20 protein-coding genes are annotated in these 18,175 nt (G+C 68.7%); all 20 read left to right on the top strand.

The window, feature by feature from the left end; all coding sequences use genetic code 11:
* The first annotated feature begins 19 nt into the window (after positions 1–19).
* A complete protein-coding gene (locus tag JYK02_RS33275; RefSeq protein WP_207056940.1) occupies positions 20–529 on the top strand; it encodes a hypothetical protein in 510 nt (169 codons plus the stop codon).
* Positions 530–533: 4 nt separating this feature from the next.
* The gene (locus tag JYK02_RS33270) at positions 534–941 is read left to right on the top strand and encodes a hypothetical protein (protein ID WP_207056939.1); all 408 of its coding nucleotides are present in this window, start codon (positions 534–536) and stop codon (positions 939–941) included.
* A 59-nt stretch (positions 942–1,000) separates the two neighbouring features.
* Positions 1,001–1,849, top strand: coding sequence for a 3-hydroxyacyl-CoA dehydrogenase family protein (locus JYK02_RS33265; RefSeq protein ID WP_207056938.1), 849 nt, complete (start codon positions 1,001–1,003; stop codon positions 1,847–1,849).
* A gap of 21 nt (positions 1,850–1,870) precedes the next feature.
* Positions 1,871–2,647, top strand: a complete 777-nt coding sequence (locus JYK02_RS33260) for an enoyl-CoA hydratase-related protein (RefSeq protein WP_207056937.1) — start codon at positions 1,871–1,873, stop codon at positions 2,645–2,647.
* Position 2,648: 1 nt separating this feature from the next.
* The gene (locus tag JYK02_RS33255; RefSeq protein ID WP_207056936.1) at positions 2,649–3,263 is read left to right on the top strand and encodes a hypothetical protein; all 615 of its coding nucleotides are present in this window, start codon (positions 2,649–2,651) and stop codon (positions 3,261–3,263) included.
* Between the two features lie 35 nt (positions 3,264–3,298).
* Positions 3,299–4,441, top strand: a complete 1,143-nt coding sequence (locus tag JYK02_RS33250; protein ID WP_120530068.1) for an acyl-CoA dehydrogenase — start codon at positions 3,299–3,301, stop codon at positions 4,439–4,441.
* A gap of 9 nt (positions 4,442–4,450) precedes the next feature.
* A complete protein-coding gene (locus JYK02_RS33245) occupies positions 4,451–4,927 on the top strand; it encodes an AgmX/PglI C-terminal domain-containing protein (protein WP_207056935.1) in 477 nt (158 codons plus the stop codon).
* Between the two features lie 20 nt (positions 4,928–4,947).
* On the top strand, positions 4,948–6,093 hold the full coding sequence (locus tag JYK02_RS33240; RefSeq protein ID WP_207056934.1) for an acyl-CoA dehydrogenase family protein: 1,146 nt from the start codon (positions 4,948–4,950) through the stop codon (positions 6,091–6,093).
* 271 nt (positions 6,094–6,364) lie between these two features.
* The gene (locus JYK02_RS33235) at positions 6,365–8,071 is read left to right on the top strand and encodes a 30S ribosomal protein S1 (RefSeq protein ID WP_014397002.1); all 1,707 of its coding nucleotides are present in this window, start codon (positions 6,365–6,367) and stop codon (positions 8,069–8,071) included.
* 145 nt (positions 8,072–8,216) lie between these two features.
* Positions 8,217–9,398: a thiolase family protein gene (locus JYK02_RS33230; protein WP_207056933.1), complete on the top strand. Its 1,182-nt coding sequence runs from the start codon at positions 8,217–8,219 to the stop codon at positions 9,396–9,398.
* Positions 9,399–9,414: 16 nt separating this feature from the next.
* Entirely contained in the window at positions 9,415–10,116 is a 702-nt protein-coding gene (locus tag JYK02_RS33225; protein ID WP_207056932.1) for a CoA transferase subunit A, read from the top strand.
* A gap of 3 nt (positions 10,117–10,119) precedes the next feature.
* The gene (locus JYK02_RS33220) at positions 10,120–10,782 is read left to right on the top strand and encodes a CoA transferase subunit B (protein ID WP_207056931.1); all 663 of its coding nucleotides are present in this window, start codon (positions 10,120–10,122) and stop codon (positions 10,780–10,782) included.
* Positions 10,783–10,868: 86 nt separating this feature from the next.
* Complete coding sequence (locus JYK02_RS33215; protein ID WP_207056930.1) at positions 10,869–11,261, top strand: PilZ domain-containing protein; 393 nt, start codon at positions 10,869–10,871, stop codon at positions 11,259–11,261.
* A gap of 39 nt (positions 11,262–11,300) precedes the next feature.
* Complete coding sequence (locus JYK02_RS33210; RefSeq protein ID WP_207056929.1) at positions 11,301–12,596, top strand: class I SAM-dependent RNA methyltransferase; 1,296 nt, start codon at positions 11,301–11,303, stop codon at positions 12,594–12,596.
* Between the two features lie 4 nt (positions 12,597–12,600).
* Positions 12,601–13,998, top strand: coding sequence for a VWA domain-containing protein (locus JYK02_RS33205; protein ID WP_207056928.1), 1,398 nt, complete (start codon positions 12,601–12,603; stop codon positions 13,996–13,998).
* A gap of 29 nt (positions 13,999–14,027) precedes the next feature.
* Positions 14,028–14,543 carry a hypothetical protein gene (locus JYK02_RS33200; RefSeq protein WP_207056927.1) on the top strand — a complete coding sequence of 172 codons (516 nt, stop codon included), beginning with the start codon at positions 14,028–14,030 and terminating at the stop codon, positions 14,541–14,543.
* Between the two features lie 73 nt (positions 14,544–14,616).
* The gene (gene miaB, locus JYK02_RS33195; RefSeq protein ID WP_207056926.1) at positions 14,617–16,002 is read left to right on the top strand and encodes a tRNA (N6-isopentenyl adenosine(37)-C2)-methylthiotransferase MiaB; all 1,386 of its coding nucleotides are present in this window, start codon (positions 14,617–14,619) and stop codon (positions 16,000–16,002) included.
* 36 nt (positions 16,003–16,038) lie between these two features.
* Positions 16,039–16,554, top strand: coding sequence for a gamma carbonic anhydrase family protein (locus tag JYK02_RS33190; protein WP_207056925.1), 516 nt, complete (start codon positions 16,039–16,041; stop codon positions 16,552–16,554).
* Positions 16,555–16,587: 33 nt separating this feature from the next.
* A complete protein-coding gene (locus JYK02_RS33185) occupies positions 16,588–17,058 on the top strand; it encodes a Crp/Fnr family transcriptional regulator (RefSeq protein ID WP_207056924.1) in 471 nt (156 codons plus the stop codon).
* A gap of 308 nt (positions 17,059–17,366) precedes the next feature.
* On the top strand, positions 17,367–18,155 hold the full coding sequence (locus JYK02_RS33180; protein ID WP_207056923.1) for a VTT domain-containing protein: 789 nt from the start codon (positions 17,367–17,369) through the stop codon (positions 18,153–18,155).
* The last annotated feature ends 20 nt before the right edge of the window (positions 18,156–18,175 follow it).

The following is an 18,175-nucleotide window of genomic DNA, read 5'->3' as shown; positions in this document are numbered from 1 at the left end:
GAAGCGAAGGAGACCCCGCATGGCCCCGGCCGGCAACGACGACCTCCCGCCTGATCCGCTGTTCGACGACGACTCGGAGCAGCAGCCCGGACGGGAGGGCCGCTCGGGCGGCTTCGTGCCGGACTTCGTGCGGCGCATGGCGGTGGCCGGCATGGGCGCGGTCTTCATGGGCGAGGAGGGCATCCGTGCCCTCGCCGGCCAGCTCAAGCTCCCCAAGGAGGCGCTGGGCTTCATCCTCTCCCAGGCGGAGAAGACCAAGGACGACATCAGCCGCGTCGTCACGGAGGAGCTCCGCCGCTTCATGCAGTCGGAGAAGCTGCGCGACGAGTTCCTCAAGCTGCTCTCCGGCATGACGGTGGAGGTCAAGGCGCAGATCCGCCTGGTGCCATCGGAGAAGTCGGAAGAGGCGCCCGCGCCGGAGCCGCACGCCAAGGCCAGCAAGAAGGCCTCGGAGGCGCCCACCGCGCGCGTGGTCATCACCGACGTGAACGCGCGCCGGCCGGCCTCCAAGCGCTCGAAGCGGGAGTAGGGACGTGGCGGAGGAAGCACCGCGCCGAGGCTGGCGCACCCATCCCCTGATCAAGCGGCTGGCGCTCATCGCCATCGTGGCCGTGGGCCTGTGGCTGTGGAAGGCCACGGACCTGCCGGAGCGGCAGATCATCTTCCAGCTCACCGGGGATGGCTGGAGCAGCGCGCGCGCCCTGGACCTCCAGGTGCTGGATGACGAGGAGCACATCCTCAAGCGGGAGGAGCGCTTCTTCGCGAACGGCCCGCCCCCGGAGGTGACGTTCAAGATGCGCCTGCCAGAGGGGACCTTCCGCGCGCTCCTGTTCGTGAAGGTGGAGGGCCGCGAACCGCGCGTGCGCGTGGAGGAGCGGCTCACGGTGGGCGAAGGTGAGGCCATCGTCCGCCAGCCAAGACTGCCCGCCACCAGCCGCTGACCGTCGTTGACCCTCCTGGGGGCGTGCGTTATGGCCGCCGGCACAGGAGAGAAGACGCCATGGCAACGGAACACATCGTCGTCGTCGGGGCAGGGCAGATGGGCGCGGGCATCGCGCAGGTGGCGCTCCAGGCGGGCCTCCGCGTGTCGCTGGTGGACGTCAACAAGGACGGACTCGCCAAGGGCGCGGACCGCATCAAGGCCGGCCTGAAGAAGCTGGTGGAGAAGGGCAAGCTGGACGCGGCGAAGCAGCAGGCCGCGGAAGCCAACCTCGCCACCTTCACGAGCGCCCGCGAGGCCAAGGACGTGGACGTCGCCATCGAGGCCGTCACGGAGAACGAGGACCTCAAGCGCCGCATCTTCCTGGAGCTGGACGAGGTCGTCCGCCCCGGCGGCATCCTCGCCACCAACACGTCCTCCATCCCCATCACCCGCATCGCCGCGGCCACGAAGCGCCCCGAGGCCGTCATCGGGATGCACTTCATGAACCCGGTGCCGGTGATGCAGCTCGTGGAGCTGATCCGCGGCGCGGCCACCAGCGATGAGACCTACGCCACCATCCGCGCGATGGCCGAGCGCATGGGCAAGACGACGGTGGTCTCCAAGGACTACCCGGGCTTCATCGTCAACCGCATCCTCATCCCCATGCTCAACGAGGCCTGCTTCGCGCTGATGGAGGGCCTGGGCACCGCGGAGGACATCGACACCGCGATGAAGCTGGGCACCAACCAGCCCATGGGCCCGCTGCAGCTGGCGGACTTCATCGGCCTGGACACGGTGCTCTACATCGCCGAGGTCCTGCACAAGGGCCTGGGTGACTCCAAGTACCGCCCGTGCCCGCTGCTGCGTCAGTACGTGGACGCCGGCTGGTACGGCAAGAAGAGCGGCCGCGGCTTCTACAAGTACTAAGCCCCCGGAGACACCACGCACATGGACTACCAGAACATCAAGTTCGAGAAGGACGGCGCCATCGCCATCCTCACCGTGGACCGCCCCAAGGCGCTCAACGCGCTCAACAGCGCCACGTTCCACGAGATGGACCACGCGCTGCGCTCGCTGAAGGACGACACGCGCGCGCTCATCGTCACCGGCGGCGGGGACAAGTCCTTCGTCGCGGGCGCGGACATCGCGGAGATGTCCACCATCAGCGCCGCGCAGGCCCGGGAGTTCTCCGCGCTGGGACACCACGTCTTCGCGTCCCTGGAGAACCTGCCCATCCCCACCATCGCGGCCGTGAACGGCTTCGCGCTGGGCGGCGGCCTGGAGCTGGCCCTGGGCTGCGACCTCATCTACGCGTCGGAGAAGGCGAAGCTGGGCGTGCCGGAAGTCACCCTGGGCGTCATCCCGGGCTTCGGCGGCACGCAGCGCCTCACGCGCCTGCTGGGCCGCGCCCGCGCCAAGGAGCTGCTCTTCACCGCGGACCGCATCGACGCGGCCAAGGCGAAGGAGATCGGCCTGGTGCTGGAGGTCCTGCCCGCGGATCAGCTCATGGCCCACTGCAAGGCGGTGGCCGCCAAGATCCTGAAGAACGGCCCGCTCGCGGTGGCCCAGGCCAAGCGCGTGGTGGAGTACGGCGCGGACCAGGACCTGCGCGCCGCCAACGAGCTGGAGCGCCAGGGCTTCGCGGTCCTCTTCGGTTCAGAGGACCAGCGCGAGGGCATGGCCGCGTTCCTGGCCAAGCGTCCGGCCAACTTCCAGGGCAAGTGACGTGAAGCACGCGGTCGCGGCCGGGAGCCTGCTGTGCTTCCTGGCCACGCCGCCGGCCCGGGCGGAGGAGCGTGAGCCCCGCGCCCCGGCCCTGGTGTCCTGGAAGCGCACGCTGTGTCTCTACACGCTGTGCTTCCTGGAGCCCGCCATCCCGGACCTGCGCCGGGAGTGGGGCGACGGCGCCCACTGGGTGCTCTCCTGGCCCATCCACCCCTGGGCCACACCGCCCCTGGACGTACCCGGCGTGCTGGGTCCCACGCTCATCCTGTCACCCTTCGTGGAGCCCCAGCTGCGGCTGCGGCCGTCCACCTTCCGCCTGCTCGCCGGGGCCCGCGCGTATGCGTTCCCGGACGCGTACCGCTTCGGCGTGCTGGCCGAGGGGGCGGGCGTGTGGGGCGGAGACGGCAAGGGTGGGGTGGCCGGGGTGGGGCTCACGTACGACCTGATTGAACGGCACCGGGACACCCAACCCTGGACGGTGTCGGTGGTGGTGCGCAGGGCGTGGACGGACGCGGGGGCCCGGACGGACGTGTCCTTCGACGTCACGGTGCCGCTCGCGATGTTCTTTGGGACGCGGATTCCTCCTCCGGAGGACGGGGGGACGTCTTCGGAGTAGCCCCGGGGCGGACCCCGTACTATGGGAGGTCCACCATGAACTTCGAGCTGACCGACATCCAGCGCGAGATCCAGCGGCTGTGCCGCGAGTTCGCCGCCAAGGAACTCATCCCCAACGCCCGCAAGTGGGACGAACAGCACGCCTGGCCCACGGACGCGGTGAAGAAGCTGGCGGAGCTGTCGCTCCTGGGCATCGCCGTGCCGGAGGAGTGGGGCGGCGCGGGCCTGGACAACGTCTGCTACGCCATCGCCATGGAGGAGATTTCGCGCGGCTGCGCCTCCACCGGCGTCATCATGAGCGTGAACAACTCGCTCTACTGCGACCCGGTGTCCAAGTTCGGCACCCCCGAGCAGAAGGAGCAGTTCCTCAAGCCCTTCGCCAGCGGCCAGAAGATCGGCTGCTTCGGCCTGACGGAGCCCGAGGCCGGCAGCGATGCCGCCGCCCAGAAGACCATCGCCGTGAAGCGCGGCGACGAGTACATCATCAACGGCTCCAAGAACTGGATCACCAACGGCCCCAAGGCCGACGCCATCGTCCTCATCACGATGACGAACAAGGAAGCGGGCAACAAGGGCATCACCGCGTTCCTCGTGCCCACCAACACCCCCGGCTTCACCCGCGCGGAGCCCGACAAGAAGATGGGCATCAGCGCCGCCTGGTCCTGCTCCATGTTCTTCGAGGACATGCGCGTGCCGGAGAAGTACCGCCTGGGCAAGGAGGGCGAGGGCTTCAAGGTCGCCATGTCCACCCTGGACGGCGGCCGCATCGGCATCGCGTCCCAGGCGCTGGGCATCGCGCGCGCGGCGTTCGAGGAGGCCGTCCGCTACTCCGGTGAGCGCAAGACCTTCGGCAAGCCCATCCGCGACCACCAGGCCATCCAGTTCATGATCGCCGACATGGCCATGGAGATCGACGCGGCCCGCCTGCTGGTGTGGCGCGCGGCGCTGATGAAGGACAAGGGCGTGCGTCACAGCCCGGAGAGCGCCATGGCCAAGCTGTACGCCAGCGAGATGGCCAGCCGCGTGGCCAACAAGGCCCTGCAGATCCACGGCGGCATGGGCTACAGCAAGGAGATGGACGCCGAGCGCCACGTGCGCGACGCGCGCATCACCGAAATCTACGAGGGGACGAGCGAGATCCAGCGCATCGTCATCTCCGCCAACCTGCTGAAGGAGTAGTCACCCGCCATGAAGCGCGCGCTCCTCCCCGTGCTGTTCCTGTCCCTGGGCCTGGCGTCTCCGCTGGCGCTCGCCCAGGGTACGTCGAAGAAGAAGGCGGCGGCCACGCCCGCTCCCAAGGCCTCGGAGACGACCCAGGCTCCGGCCCCCAAGAAGGACGACGGGCTGGACGTCAGCAAGCTGCCCTTCACCCCGGACTCCATCCGCCAGGTGATGGCCCACCACATGCCTCGCATCCAGGAGTGCTACGAGGACCACATGGTGGAGAAGGACAAGAAGGTGGAGGGCCTGCTGCGGACCACCTTCACCATCACCGCGGAAGGCACCGTGCGCAGCGCGAAGATCGACAAGCACGGCAGCACGCTGAAGGACGCGGGCCTCAACGACTGCGTGGTGGCGGTGCTGTCGTCCATGGACTTCCCCAAGCCCCCGGACGGCCGCGACCACCCCATCGAGTACCCGTTCAACCTCAAGGCCATCGAGTAGCGACCAGGACACCCGCGCCCGTGAACTTCGACCTCACCGAGACCCAGACGCTCATCCGTGACACCGCTCGCAAGTTCGCCCGCGAGCGCGTGGCCCCGCATGCCCGCGCGTCCGACCGCGAGGAGCGCTTCGACCCGGAAGTCTTCAAGGCCCTGGCGGAAGTGGGCCTGCTGGGCGTGAACCTGCCCGGGAAGTACGGCGGGGCGGAGGCCGGCGTCGTGTCCTACGCGCTGGCCATGATGGAGATGGCCGCCGCGGACGCCTCCGTGGCCGTGGCCATGGCCGTCACCAACATGTGCGGCGAGCTCGTCCACGCGGCCGGCAACGACGCGCAGCGGGAGAAGTACGTCCCGCGCATCACGTCGGGTGAGGCCATCGTGGGCGCGTTCGCGCTGAGCGAGCCGCACGCGGGCTCCGACCCGGGCGCCATGCGCACCACCGCCGTGAAGCGCGGCGACGTGTACGTGCTCAACGGCAGCAAGCAGTGGATCACCTCCGGCGCCTACGCGGGCGTCATCGTCGTCTGGGCCCGCACGGGCGCGGCCGGCAACAAGGGCCTGTCCTGCTTCATCGTGGAGGGCGGCGCGAAGGGCCTCCACGTGGGCAAGCACGAGGACAAGATGGGCCTGCGCGCGTCCAACACCGTGGGGCTCACCTTCGAGGACTGTGAAGTCCCCGCGGCCAACCTCCTGGGCAAGGAGGGCGACGGGTTCCGCCTGGCCATGATGGCGCTGGACGGCGGGCGCATCGGCATCGCGGCGCAGGCGTGCGGCACCGGCCGCGCGGCGCTGGAGGCGGCCGTGTCCTACACCAAGGACCGCAAGGCCTTTGGCCAGGCCGTGGCGGACCTCCAGGGCCCGCGCTTCATGATGGCGGACATGCGCACCCAGCTGGACGCGGCGGAGCTCTTGACCCTGCGCGCCGCCGCCCTCAAGGAGGCCGGCCAGCCGTTCACCCGCGAGGCCTCCATGGCCAAGCTCTTCGCCAGCGAGATGAGCAACAAGGTCGCGGACAAGGCCGTGCAACTGCACGGGGGCTACGGTTACATCGACGAGTTCCCCGTCGAGCGTTACTTCCGCGACGCGCGCGTGCAGACCATCTACGAGGGCACCAGCGAGGTGCAGCGCATGGTCATCGCCCGGGAAACATTCCGGCGCGAGGGGTAGCGCTCCGCTTGTCCCACACAGGGCGAGCGGGCAGGGGGCACCGGCCGGGTAGGACAGATGCGGACCCGGCCGGGGGTTCATAGAACACGGATCACCACATGGCGCGGCGCTCCACTTGACTCCCGGAAACCCAGGTGTCTAGGGTGCGCGGCTTCCAACCAGCCTTGCGTTCCCATTCAGGGGACATCCGCGGTCATCCGTCGCTCCCCGCAGACGGCCGCGCACCCATTCCAACAGGGGGCAGTTGTACCGTTCCAAGGACTTCCACTTCATGCAGCAGAACGTGAACCAGCAGATCGACGGCGGTGACGAAGACTTCGCGGCGATGTTCGAGGCCTCGCTCAAGGAGCGTGGCGGCGACGGAATCCTGAAGGAAGGCGAGATCGTCAAGGGCACGGTCGTGCAGGTGACGAAGGATTTCGCGATCGTGGACATCGGCTACAAGTCCGAGGGTCAGGTCCCGATCTCCGAGTTCACCAATCCCCGCGGTGAAGTCACCGTGAAGTCCGGTGACCCCGTCGAGGTCCTCCTGGAGAGCCGCGAGAACGACACCGGCATGGTCGTCCTCTCCAAGGAGAAGGCCGACAAGATGCGCATCTGGGACGAGATCTCCGCCGCGTGCGAGCGTGATGAGATCGTCAAGGGCACCATCGTCGGACGCGTGAAGGGCGGCCTCTCCGTCGACATCGGCGTGAAGGCGTTCCTCCCCGGCTCCCAGGTGGACATCCGCCCTGTGCGCAACCTTGACCAGTACATCTCGAAGGAATTCGAGTTCAAGGTCATCAAGTTCAACAAGAAGCGCGGCAACATCGTCCTCTCTCGCCGCGTGCTGCTGGAGAAGCAGCGCGAGGAGATGAAGAAGGAGACCCTCAAGAACCTCAAGGAGGGTGCGGTCCTCAAGGGCGTGGTCAAGAACCTCACGGACTACGGCGCCTTCATCGACCTCGGCGGCATCGACGGCCTGCTCCACATCACCGACATGTCCTGGGGCCGCATCGGTCACCCCAGCGAGATGTTCAACGTCGGTGACGAAGTGCGCGTCGTCGTCCTCAAGTTCGACCCCGCGCAGGAGCGCGTCAGCCTGGGCCTCAAGCAGATCCAGGAGGACCCGTGGCACCGCGCCGACGAGAAGTACCCCGTCGGGACCCGCGTCGCCGGCAAGGTCGTGTCCATCACGGACTACGGCGCGTTCATCGAGATCGAGCAGGGCGTGGAGGGCCTGGTGCACGTGTCCGAGATGTCCTGGACCAAGCGCCTCAAGCACCCGTCCAAGATCCTGGAGGTCGGCCAGACGGTGGAGGCCGTCGTCCTCGACATCGATCCGAAGGCCAAGCGCATCGCGCTGGGCATGAAGCAGATCGAGCAGAACCCCTGGACGCTGCTCGAGGACAAGTACCCGATCGGCTCCGTCATCAAGGGCCAGATCCGCAACGTCACCGACTTCGGCGTGTTCGTCGGCGTCGAGGAGGGCGTGGACGGCCTGGTGCACGTGTCCGACATCTCCTGGACCCAGCGCATCAAGCACCCGGGCGAGATGTTCAAGAAGGGCGACGAGGTCGAGGCGGTGGTCCTCAACATCGACGTCGAGAACGAGCGCTTCAGCCTGGGCATCAAGCAGCTCCAGCCGGACCCCTGGGAGACGCTGTCCGAGCGCCTGCCGGTGGGCAGCCGCGTGAAGGGCAAGGTCACCAAGGTCACCGACTTCGGCGCGTTCGTGGAGATCGAGCCGGGCATCGAAGGCCTGGTCCACGTCTCCGAGCTGAAGGAAGAGCGCGTGGAGAACCCCCGCGACGTGGTGCAGGAGGGCCAGGAGGTCGAGGTCAAGCTCATCGACATCAACACCCCGGACCGCAAGGTGGCGCTGTCCATCAAGGCGCTCATCGGCGAGGGCGAGGACTACCGCGAGTACCTGCGCAAGCAGGCGGAAGGGTCCAAGGCCCGCCTGGGCGACGTGATGGCGAGCAAGCTGAAGAAGTAATCAGCCCCACGTCTTGAAGTGGATGGCGGCCGGGTTCCCATGCGGGAGCCCGGCCGTTTCCATTTGATTCGCCCGAAACCGCCCGTGATAAGTCGCATCCAAACCTTTCCAGCGGTTCCGGTTCCCCTCTCAAGGAGACAGTTCCATGGCTCGTGAAGTCGTCATCGTGGGCGCGGCCCGTACCCCCATCGGCTCCTTCCAGGGAGCGCTGTCCAAGCTCACCGCCCCGCAGCTGGGCGCCATCGCCATCAAGGCGGCGCTGGAGCGCGCGGGCGTGAAGCCGGAGGCCGTGCAGGAGGTCATCATGGGCAACGTCCTCCAGGCCGGCGTGGGACAGGCGCCTGCCCGTCAGGCTGCCATCTTCGCGGGCATCCCGGAGTCCGTGCCGGCCGTCACCCTCAACAAGGTCTGTGGCTCCGGCCTCAAGACGGTCATCGCCGCGGCGCAGTCCATCGCCCTGGGTGACGCGGACGTCGTCGTCGCGGGCGGCATGGAGTCCATGTCCAACGCGCCCTACCTGAGCCACACCATGCGCGGCGGCTCGCGCATGGGGAACGTGGAGTTCAAGGACGCGATGATCCACGACGGCCTCTGGGACGTGTACGGCAACGTCCACATGGGCAACTGTGCCGAGGAGTGCGCCACCTCGCAGGGCATCAGCCGCGCGCAGCAGGACGAGTTCGCGCTGGAGTCCACGCGCCGCGCCATCCAGGCCCAGAAGGAAGGCCTGTTCACCGCGGAGATCGTCCCCGTGCAGATTCCCGGCAAGAAGCCGGATGAGTTCACCACCGTCTCCGAGGACGAGGGCCCCAAGAACGCCAAGCCGGACAAGATCCCGGGCCTGAAGCCGGTGTTCAAGAAGGACGGCACCGTGACGGCCGCCAACGCGTCCTCCATCAACGACGGCGCCGCCGCCGTGGTGCTGATGAGCGAGGAGCGCGCGAAGGCCGAGGGCCGCACCATCCTGGGCCGCATCAAGGGCTACGCGCAGGCCGCTCGCAAGCCGGTGGAGTTCACCATCGCGCCGGCGGACGCCATCAACGCGCTGCTCAAGAAGCAGAACATCACCGCCAAGGACGTGGACCTCTGGGAGATCAACGAGGCCTTCTCCGTGGTGTCCATCGCCAACAACAAGATCCTCGGCCTGGAGCCCTCCAAGGTGAACGTGCGCGGCGGCGCGGTGGTGCTGGGCCACCCGATTGGCGCGTCCGGCACGCGCGTGCTCGTCACGCTGCTGCAGACGATGAAGGACCAGGACAAGAAGCGCGGCGTGGCGTCGCTCTGCATCGGCGGCGGCGAAGGCATCGCGCTGATGGTCGAGCGCTGAAGAGGACACCGCCCGCATGAACAAGGTCTACGCGAGCGCGGACGAGGCGGTCGCCGACATCCCGGACAACATCACCCTCATGAGTGGTGGGTTCGGGCTGTGCGGCAACCCCGAGAACCTCATCACGGCCCTGCACAAGAAGAACGTGAAGGGCCTCACCATCATCTCCAACAACTGCGGCACCACGGAACTGGGGCTGGGCGTCCTCCTGCAGAACAAGCAGGTGAAGAAGATGGTCGCCAGCTACGTGGGGGAGAACAAGGAGTTCGAGCGGCAGTTCCTCTCCGGTGAGCTGGAGGTGGAGCTCAACCCGCAGGGCACGCTCGCGGAGCGCATCCGCGCCGGGGGCTGCGGCATCGGCGGGTTCTTCACGCCGACGGGCGCGGGCACCCAGGTGGCGGAGGGCAAGGAGTCGCGGATGATCGACGGGCGGCTCCACGTCCTGGAGACGCCGCTGAAGGCGGACTTCGCCATCGTCCACGCCTGGAAGGCGGACACCTGGGGCAACCTGGTGTTCCACAAGACGGCGCGGAACTTCACGCCCATGATGTGCATGGCCGCCAAGGTCACCATCGTGGAGGCGGAGCACATCGTGCAGCCGGGAGAGCTGGACCCGGATCAGGTGCACATCCCGAGCATCTTCGTGCACCGCATCGTGCAGGCGCAGAACCTCCAGAAGTGGATCGAGCGGCGGACCGTCCGCAAGAAGGCGTCCTGAGCCATGCCCCTGACTCGTGAACAGATCGCGCAGCGCATCGCCCAGGAGCTGAAGGACGGCTTCTACGTGAACCTGGGCATCGGCATCCCCACGCTGGTCCCCAACTACATCCCGCCCGGGGTGGAGGTGGTGCTCCAGTCGGAGAACGGCCTGCTCGGCATCGGGCCGTATCCGGAGGAGGGGAAGGAGGATCCGGACCTCATCAACGCGGGCAAGGAGACGGTGACGGTGGTGAAGGGCTCCGCCTTCTTCGACTCCGCGCTGTCCTTCGGGATGATCCGCGGCGGCCACATCGACCTGGCCGTGCTGGGCGCCATGGAGGTCAGCGAAGAGGGTGACCTGGCCAACTGGATGATCCCCGGCAAGATGGTGAAGGGCATGGGCGGCGCCATGGACCTGGCCGTCGGTGCCAAGCGCATCTACGTGGCCATGGAGCACGCCAACAAGGACGGGCAGCCCAAGATCTTGAAGAAGTGCTCGCTGCCGTTGACGGGCCTCAAGTGCGTGCACCACATCGTCACGGACCACGCGTTCATCGACGTGACGTCCGAAGGACTGGTCCTGCGGGAGCTGGCGCCAGGACTGACGGTGGAACGGGTGCAGCAGCTCACCGAGCCGAAGCTGAAGATCGCGCCCGACCTGCGCGAGATGAAGTTTCCCGCCTGACGTAGGGTGCTAGGGTGCGCTTCCGTCTCCCCGCCAATTCTTGGAGGCGGACGGAAGCCACCTTCCCCCGGGGAACGGAGCACCTCATGGCCGACACTTCGGAGAAGCCCGTCCCCGCGCCTCGCGCGCACCGCATCGACCACGAGCTGCCCGTGGCGTACCGCACGGTGGCGGGCTTCGTGACGGACTGGGCGGTGAACCTGTCGCGCGGCGGGCTCTACATCAACACGCAGCAGCCGCTGCCGGTGGGCACGGTGGTGCGCCTGCTGGTGTCTCTGCCGGGGGCCAGCTTCCCGGTGGACCTGTCGGGGAAGGTGACCCGGACCAACGCGCAGGGCACGACGGGCGCGGAGGTGCCGGGGATGGCGGTGGAGTTCCTGGACGTTGACGACGAGAAGCGGTCGCGCATCGAAGCGTTCGTGGAGCGCCTGCGGGAAGCCCTGCCGGCGGACGAGCGTGGCAGTGCGACCCGGAAGTAGGGCGGCCCCACCCAGGCGGCCCCCGCGAGTGCGCCTGCGATGACGACGCTGCCCGAAGCTCCCATTGAACTGACGATTGAACGGCTGGGCCAGCTCGGGGAGGGCGTGGCCTCATGGGAGGGACGCACCGTCTTCGTCCCTGGCGCGTTCCCCGGCGACACCGTGCGCGTCCACCTGGAGGCCCAGGGCAAGGTCCTGCGTGGCCTGCTGGGCCAGGTGCTGACGGACGGTGCGGAGCGCGTGGCGTCGCGCTGCGTGTACTCGGACGCGTGCGGCGGCTGTGACTGGCTGGAGCTGGCGGTGCCGGCGCAGCGGTCCGCGAAGCAGGAGATCGTCCTCTCCACCCTGGAGCACCTGGGCCACCTGAAGCGCTCGGCGTTCACCGTGCGGCCGTTGATGGTGGCGCCGCGCGACTGGGGCTACCGGCGGCGCGCGGTGCTGCACGGGGCGGGGAAGGGGGCGCTCGGCTACTTCGGCCGACGCACGCATGAGCGCATTCCCATCGACGTCTGCCCCGCGCTCACGCCGGTGCTCACCGCGCTGCCCGGGAAGCTGGCCCCGCTGCTCAAGCCGCTGGCGAAGGACACGGAAGAGGTCCTGCTGCTCGCGGAGGGCGACAAGGCCGCGTTCGCCGTGAACCTCAGCGGCACGGTGACGGCGCGGCACCTGGAGGCGGCGGAGGCCGCTGTGCGGGCCCTGCGGCTGGAGGGCGCGGTGCTGGTGCCGAAGGAGGGCTCGGCGCGGCTGATTGGGCGGCCGGTGCTGCGCTCGCTGTCCCCGCTGCGCCCCGAGGTGCCGGTGTACCTGCGGCCGGATGCGTTCGCGCAGGCGCACGCGGAGGCCAACGTGGGGCTCGTCACCGCGGCCCTGTACGAGCTGGGCGCGAAGGAGACGGACTCCGTGCTGGAGCTGTACTCCGGCAACGGCAACTTCACCTTCCCGCTGGCCGGCACGGCCGGGTCGGTGCTGGGCGTGGAGTCCTCCCCGGTGGGCGTGGAGCTGGCGCAGCGGAGTGCTCGCGAGGCCAGCGTGGCCAACGTGCGCTTCGTCCAGGGTGACGCGCGCAAGGTGTGCGACGGGCTGGTGGCGGAGGGGCGTTCGTTCGACCTGTGCCTCGCGGATCCGCCGCGTGCCGGGGCTCCGGGCCTGGCGAAGTGGATGCGCGCGCTGAATGTGCGCCGGGTCGTGTACGTAGCGTGTGACCCGGCCTCGCTGGCGCGCGACGCGGCGGGGCTGGTGGAGGCCGGTTACAAGCCCGTGGCGCTCCAGGTGGTGGACATGTTCCCGCAGACGCACCACGTGGAAGCGGTGATGTCCTTCGAGCGGGAGGCCTGACGCCATGGACGCGCGCATCGTCGAGTTCGCGGAGGTGCTTCGCCAGAACGGCGTCCGCGTCAGCACGTCCGAGGTGCAGGACGCCCTGCGCGCCACCGCCGAGGTGGGCGTCCAGGACCGCGCGCTGTTCCGCTCCGTGCTGCGCACCACGCTGGTGAAGCGCGAGCTGGACGTGGAGACCTTCCGCCGCGCGTTCGACTTCTATTTCTCCGGCGCGGCCCGCACGTTCGAGGCCATCGACGCATCGCTGGCGAAGCAGCTGGAGGAAGAGGGCTACCTGGAAGGCGACCTGCTGAAGATGGTCATCTACCAGATGAACCTGCTGGCCCCGGAGATGTCCCCGCTGGCGCAGGCGCTCCTCGCGGGCGACCGCGCGCGGCTGGCGCAGATCTTCCGTCAGGCGTCGCTCCAGCTGGACCTGGGGCAACTGGAGAGCCCGCTGCAGACGGGGTTCTTCACGCGGCGGATGCTCGCGGCCGCGGGCATGGAGCGGGCGCGCTCCGACTTGAAGTCGCTGGAGGACGAGCTCAAGGCTCGCGGGCTCCATGCCGAAGGGGTGGAGATCGTCTCGCGCCACGTGGCCGCGGCGATGCGCAAGATTGAAGACGCCGCTCGCGCCGAGGTGAAACGTCAGTCCGAGGCTCGCATCCGCCGCCGCACGGATGCCGTCACGGAGAAGCCGCTGCACCTGCTCACGCAGGCGGAGGTGGACCAGATGGAGGCCGCCGTCCGCACGATGGCGGAGAAGCTCAAGAGCCGGATGATCCGCAAGCAGCGGTCGCACCGGCGCGGGTCGCTCCATGCCCAGCGCACGCTGCGCCGGAACATGCCCTGGGACGGCGTGCCCATGGTGCCGGTGTTCCGCACCCGCCGGCCGGAGCGCCCGGAGCTGGTGGTGCTCTGTGACGTGTCCGACTCCGTCCGCAACACGTCCCGGATGATGCTGCTGTTCATGCACACGATGCAGTCGCTGTTCGTGCGCGTGCGCTCGTTCGTCTTCGTGTCCGACGTGGGGGAAGTCACCCAGTTCTTCAAGGACCTGGACGTGAGCGAGGCCATCGACGCGGCGACCGCCGGGCGCACCGTGTCCATGAGCGCGAACTCCAACTACGGCCGTGCGCTGGCGGACTTCACGCGCGACCACCTGGGCAGCATCACGCGCCGCACCACCGTGATGATCATTGGCGACGGCCGCAACAACTACAACGCGAGCAACGCCTGGGCCCTCAAGGACCTGAAGCGCAAGGCGAAGCGCGTGCTGTGGATCTGCCCCGAGGACCGGGGCAACTGGGGCATCGGCGACAGCGAGATGCTCACCTACGAGAAGCACTGCACCCAGGCCGTCGTCGTCACCTCCGTGTCGGACCTGGCCCGCATCGCGGACCAGCTCGTCCCCGTCTGAAACCCCGCTTCCCAACGCAGAGGAGCCCCATGGCCCCGTCCTTCTTCGACGACTACCAGGACGTCCCCAACGTGGAGAGCGGTCCAGACTTCGACGCCGCCGACGACCGCACGCTGCGCATGGCGTCCCGCCCGGTGGACAAGGCGCTGCTCGACGCGCTGGTCCGCTACCAGGAGACCTTCCTGGCGCACGTGGAGGCGGACGCCGGCCCGGAGGCCATGGCCCGCGCGGCGAAGGCAGGGCTGGAGACGAGCGGCCTGGACGTGAAGGCGGCGGAGTGGGGGAGCGCCGTGCTGCGGGCCTTTGGCGGGCGGCGGTGGACGGTGCAGCGGCTGCGCTCGAAGCTGACGGAGCTGGAGTCGCGCTCCGGGCCGGAGGTGGCCGAGGTGAAGAAGCGCGTCCAGGACGAGCTGGTGAAGCAGGAGCGGGAGACGGACGCCCTGGGCCGGCGGTACGGCGTGGAGACGGTGGCCCTGCTCCGGGAGCGCGAGGCGGAGATCCTGGCCTTGCACACCCGGCTCACGAAGGTGCTCAGCCGGGGATGACCCGGAGTGTCCGCCCGGTTGCATTCCGCGTCCGGGCGTTCCATAACGGCCCGTTTTCCTTCAAGGCCCACCCATGAAGCGCTACTTCATCCACACCTTCGGCTGCCAGATGAACGTCAACGACTCGCTCCGCATGAGCGAGGCGTTGTCGAAGATGTCCTACGTCCCCACGCCCGAGGCGGACAACGCGGACCTCATCATCCTCAACACCTGCTCCATCCGGGAGAAGGCCGAGGACAAGATGCTGTCCGCGCTGGGGCGCTACCGCGCCGTGAAGGCCAGCCGCGGCGCCATCCTGGGCGTGGGCGGCTGCGTGGCCCAGCAGGAGAAGGACAAGCTGCTGAAGAAGGTCCCGTACCTGGACTTCGTCTTCGGCCCGGACAACATCGCGAAGCTGCCGGAGGTCATCGCCCGCGTGCAGGACGCCCGCGAGCGCGTGGTGGAGACGGCCTTCGTGGACTCCGAGGAGTACGTCTTCCCGCGCGCTGACGCGGAGACGTCCCGAGGCAAGGTGTCCGAGTTCGTCACGGTGATGAAGGGCTGCGACAACGTCTGCTCCTTCTGCATCGTCCCGCACACCCGTGGCCGCGAGGTCAGCCGCAACTTCCCGGAGGTCCTCAACGAGGTGGCGGACCTGGCCGGCGTGGGCGTGCGCGAAGTCACGCTCATCGGCCAGAACGTCAACTCGTACCAGGGCGGCATCAGCTTCGCGCAGCTGCTCCTGCGCACCGCGGAGGTGCCGGGCATCGAGCGCGTGCGCTTCACCACGAGCCACCCGCACGACCTGTCGGACGAGCTGATTGAAGCCTTCCGCGTGCAGCCCAAGATTGCTCCGCACTTCCACCTGCCCGTGCAGTGCGGCAGCGACCGCATCCTGAAGATGATGCGCCGCGACTACACCGTCGAGCAGTACATGGAGCGGCTGGAGAAGCTGCGCGCGGCGCGGCCCGGCATCGCCATCACCACGGACATCATCGTGGGCTTCCCCGGAGAGACCGAGGAAGAGTTCGAGATGACGATGCAGCTCACGGAGCGGGTGAAGTACGACAACCAGTTCTCCTTCGTGTACAGCCCGCGCCCCAAGACGGGCGCCGCGCTGCGCGAGAAGGACTGGGGCCCCATCCCGCACGAGGTGAAGGTGGCCCGGCTGGAGCGGCTGCAGAAGCTGCAGCGGCGCATCAGCGGCGAGTACACCCAGGCGCAGGTGGGGCTGGACGTGGAGGTCCTCGTGGAGGGCCGCTCGCGCTACGACGCCACCAAGCGCTTCGGCCGCACGCCGGAGAACCGCACCGTGAACTTCGAGGGCGACGCTCCGGCGGGCTCCATCGTGAAGGTGCACGTGGAGCGCGCCACGCCCAACCAGCTCGCGGGCAAGCAGGTGGCGATGCTCCAGGCCCCCACCGTGACGCCGCCGGCGGTGGAGCTGCCCGTGCCGCTGCATGTGCCGGCGGAGGCCTGACGCTTCCGCCGCTGTCCCGCCGTCGGAGGTACTCCCATGCCGTTGAAGCCGTTTCGCGGGGTGTCCCCCCGCGTCCACCCGAGCTGCTTCATCGAGGACTCCGCCCAGGTGGTGGGCGACGTGGAGCTGGGCGAGGACTCGTCCATCTGGTTCAACTCCGTGCTGCGCGGGGACGTGAACTCCATCCGCATCGGCAAGCGCACCAACATCCAGGACCTCACCATGGTGCACGTCACCAGCCAGGGTGACTCCACGACGGTGGGCGACGACTGCACGGTGGGCCACCGGGTCATCCTCCACGGGTGTGTCGTGGGCAACCGGGTGCTGGTGGGCATGGGCGCCATCCTGATGGACGGCGTGGAGGTGGGGGACGACTGCATCATCGGCGCGGGCACGCTGCTGACGCCCGGGACCAAGATTCCACCGGGGTCGTTGGTGGTGGGCTCGCCCGGCAAGGTGAAGCGCCCCATCCACGACGGCGAGCGCGAGTTCCTGGTGCAGTCCGCCCTCCACTACGTGCACACCGCCGCCGAACACCGCGCCAGCCGCTGACGCGGCCACGCTGTGCGTGTTAGGAACACCCCCATGGCTCTCGTGCCCGAGACGACCCTGAAGGCCTGTCCGCTCTTCAAGGGCTTCACCGACACCGGCATCTCCATCTTCGCGGCGGCGGCCGTGTCGCGCGCCTTCCCCAAGGGGACGTCGCTGTTCACCGAGGGCAAGCCGGGGGACTCGCTGCTCATCGTCGGCGAGGGCACCGTGCGGCTGAGCGCCCGGAGCCCGTCGGGCGAGGACATCCCGCTGGGTGAGGTGACGGTGGGTGAGCCCCTGGGCGAGCTCGCGCTCGTGCAGAAGGGGGAGCGGCTGTGCTCCGCCACCGCGCAGACGGACGTCATGGCGCTGGAGATCCGCGCCGCGGACTTCCAGAAGCTGCTCGCGGCGAAGCCGCAGGCCTGCATCAAGCTGCTGATGGGCATCGTCAGCCACTTCGGCGCGAAGGCTCGGGACAACCGGGACATGCTGCGCACGCTCGTGGCGCGGGCCCCGGGAAGCTGACCCCGGCTGTCGGACAGGTGGCGTCGGGCTCCTGCCCGGAGGCCGGAAAGCAGCCAGGACGCTGCCACCCGCACCCGAGGTGGTTACTCTGCTTGCCTGGAGCCCCTCCGGGCTCGCAGGCTGTCGCACACCGTGGGCGTGGGTAGGCACAAGGCCGAGGGCTTTCGTGGTGGGGCGCGGGCGCTTGAGGTGGGAAGCTGGGCGGCCGGAGTTTTCAACTGTCCCACCCGGTTGATGGCTGGGTGATGGACGGGCCGGCCCGGGTGGTTGCCGAGCGGCCCTTCGGAAGTGATTGGACGGAACGACGCGTGGAAGAACTGCTCACCAACCTGCTCGGTAACTCCCAGGGCCTCTTCGCCTACCTGACCGTGTTCGCCATCCTGGTGGCGTGCGGCCTGGGCGTGCCGCTGCCGGAGGACATCTCGCTCATCCTCGGTGGGTTCCTGGCGCACAAGGGCGCGGCCAACGTCCACGTGATGATGGTGGTGGGGTTCCTGGGCATCCTGGTGGGTGACAGCCTCATCTACCTGGCGGGGCGCCGGCTGGGCACGCGGCTGGGACGCGACCCGGGGGCGAAGGGTGGGGGGTTCTTCTCCAAGATCGTCACGCCGGAGAAGCGGGCGAAGGTGGAGTCGCTCTTCATCACGCACGGCCAGAAGATCGTGATGATCGCCCGCTTCATGCCGGGCGTGCGCGCGGTGACGTACTTCACCGCGGGCTCCGTCCACATGAGCTACTGGCGCTTCATCTTCTGGGACGGCCTGGCGGCGCTGCTGTCCGCGCCGGTGTTCGTGTGGCTCGGGTTCCACTTCGGTGGCGAGCTGGACATGGTCATCCGCAAGCTGAAGGACGGCCAGGTGGTGGTGATGGGCACGCTGGCGGTGCTGGGCGTGGGCTACTTCCTCTACCGCCGCCGCAAGAACGCGAAGCTCGCGGCCGAGGCCGCAGCCAAGGCGCAGATGACGCCGGTGGCCCTGCCGCCCGTGCCGGAGACGCTGGAGAACAGCGTGGCGCGCCCGCCCAGCCCCAGCGCCTTCTTCGACGTGCCCGCCGACAAGGCGCCCACGTCCGACGCCGACCGGAACGCGCACAAGTAGCCGAAGCTCGACGGTGACCG

The organism is Corallococcus macrosporus, assembly GCF_017302985.1.
GTDB classification, from domain to species: Bacteria; Myxococcota; Myxococcia; order Myxococcales; family Myxococcaceae; genus Corallococcus; species Corallococcus macrosporus_A.
This window is presented reverse-complemented; position numbering and strand designations above follow the sequence as displayed.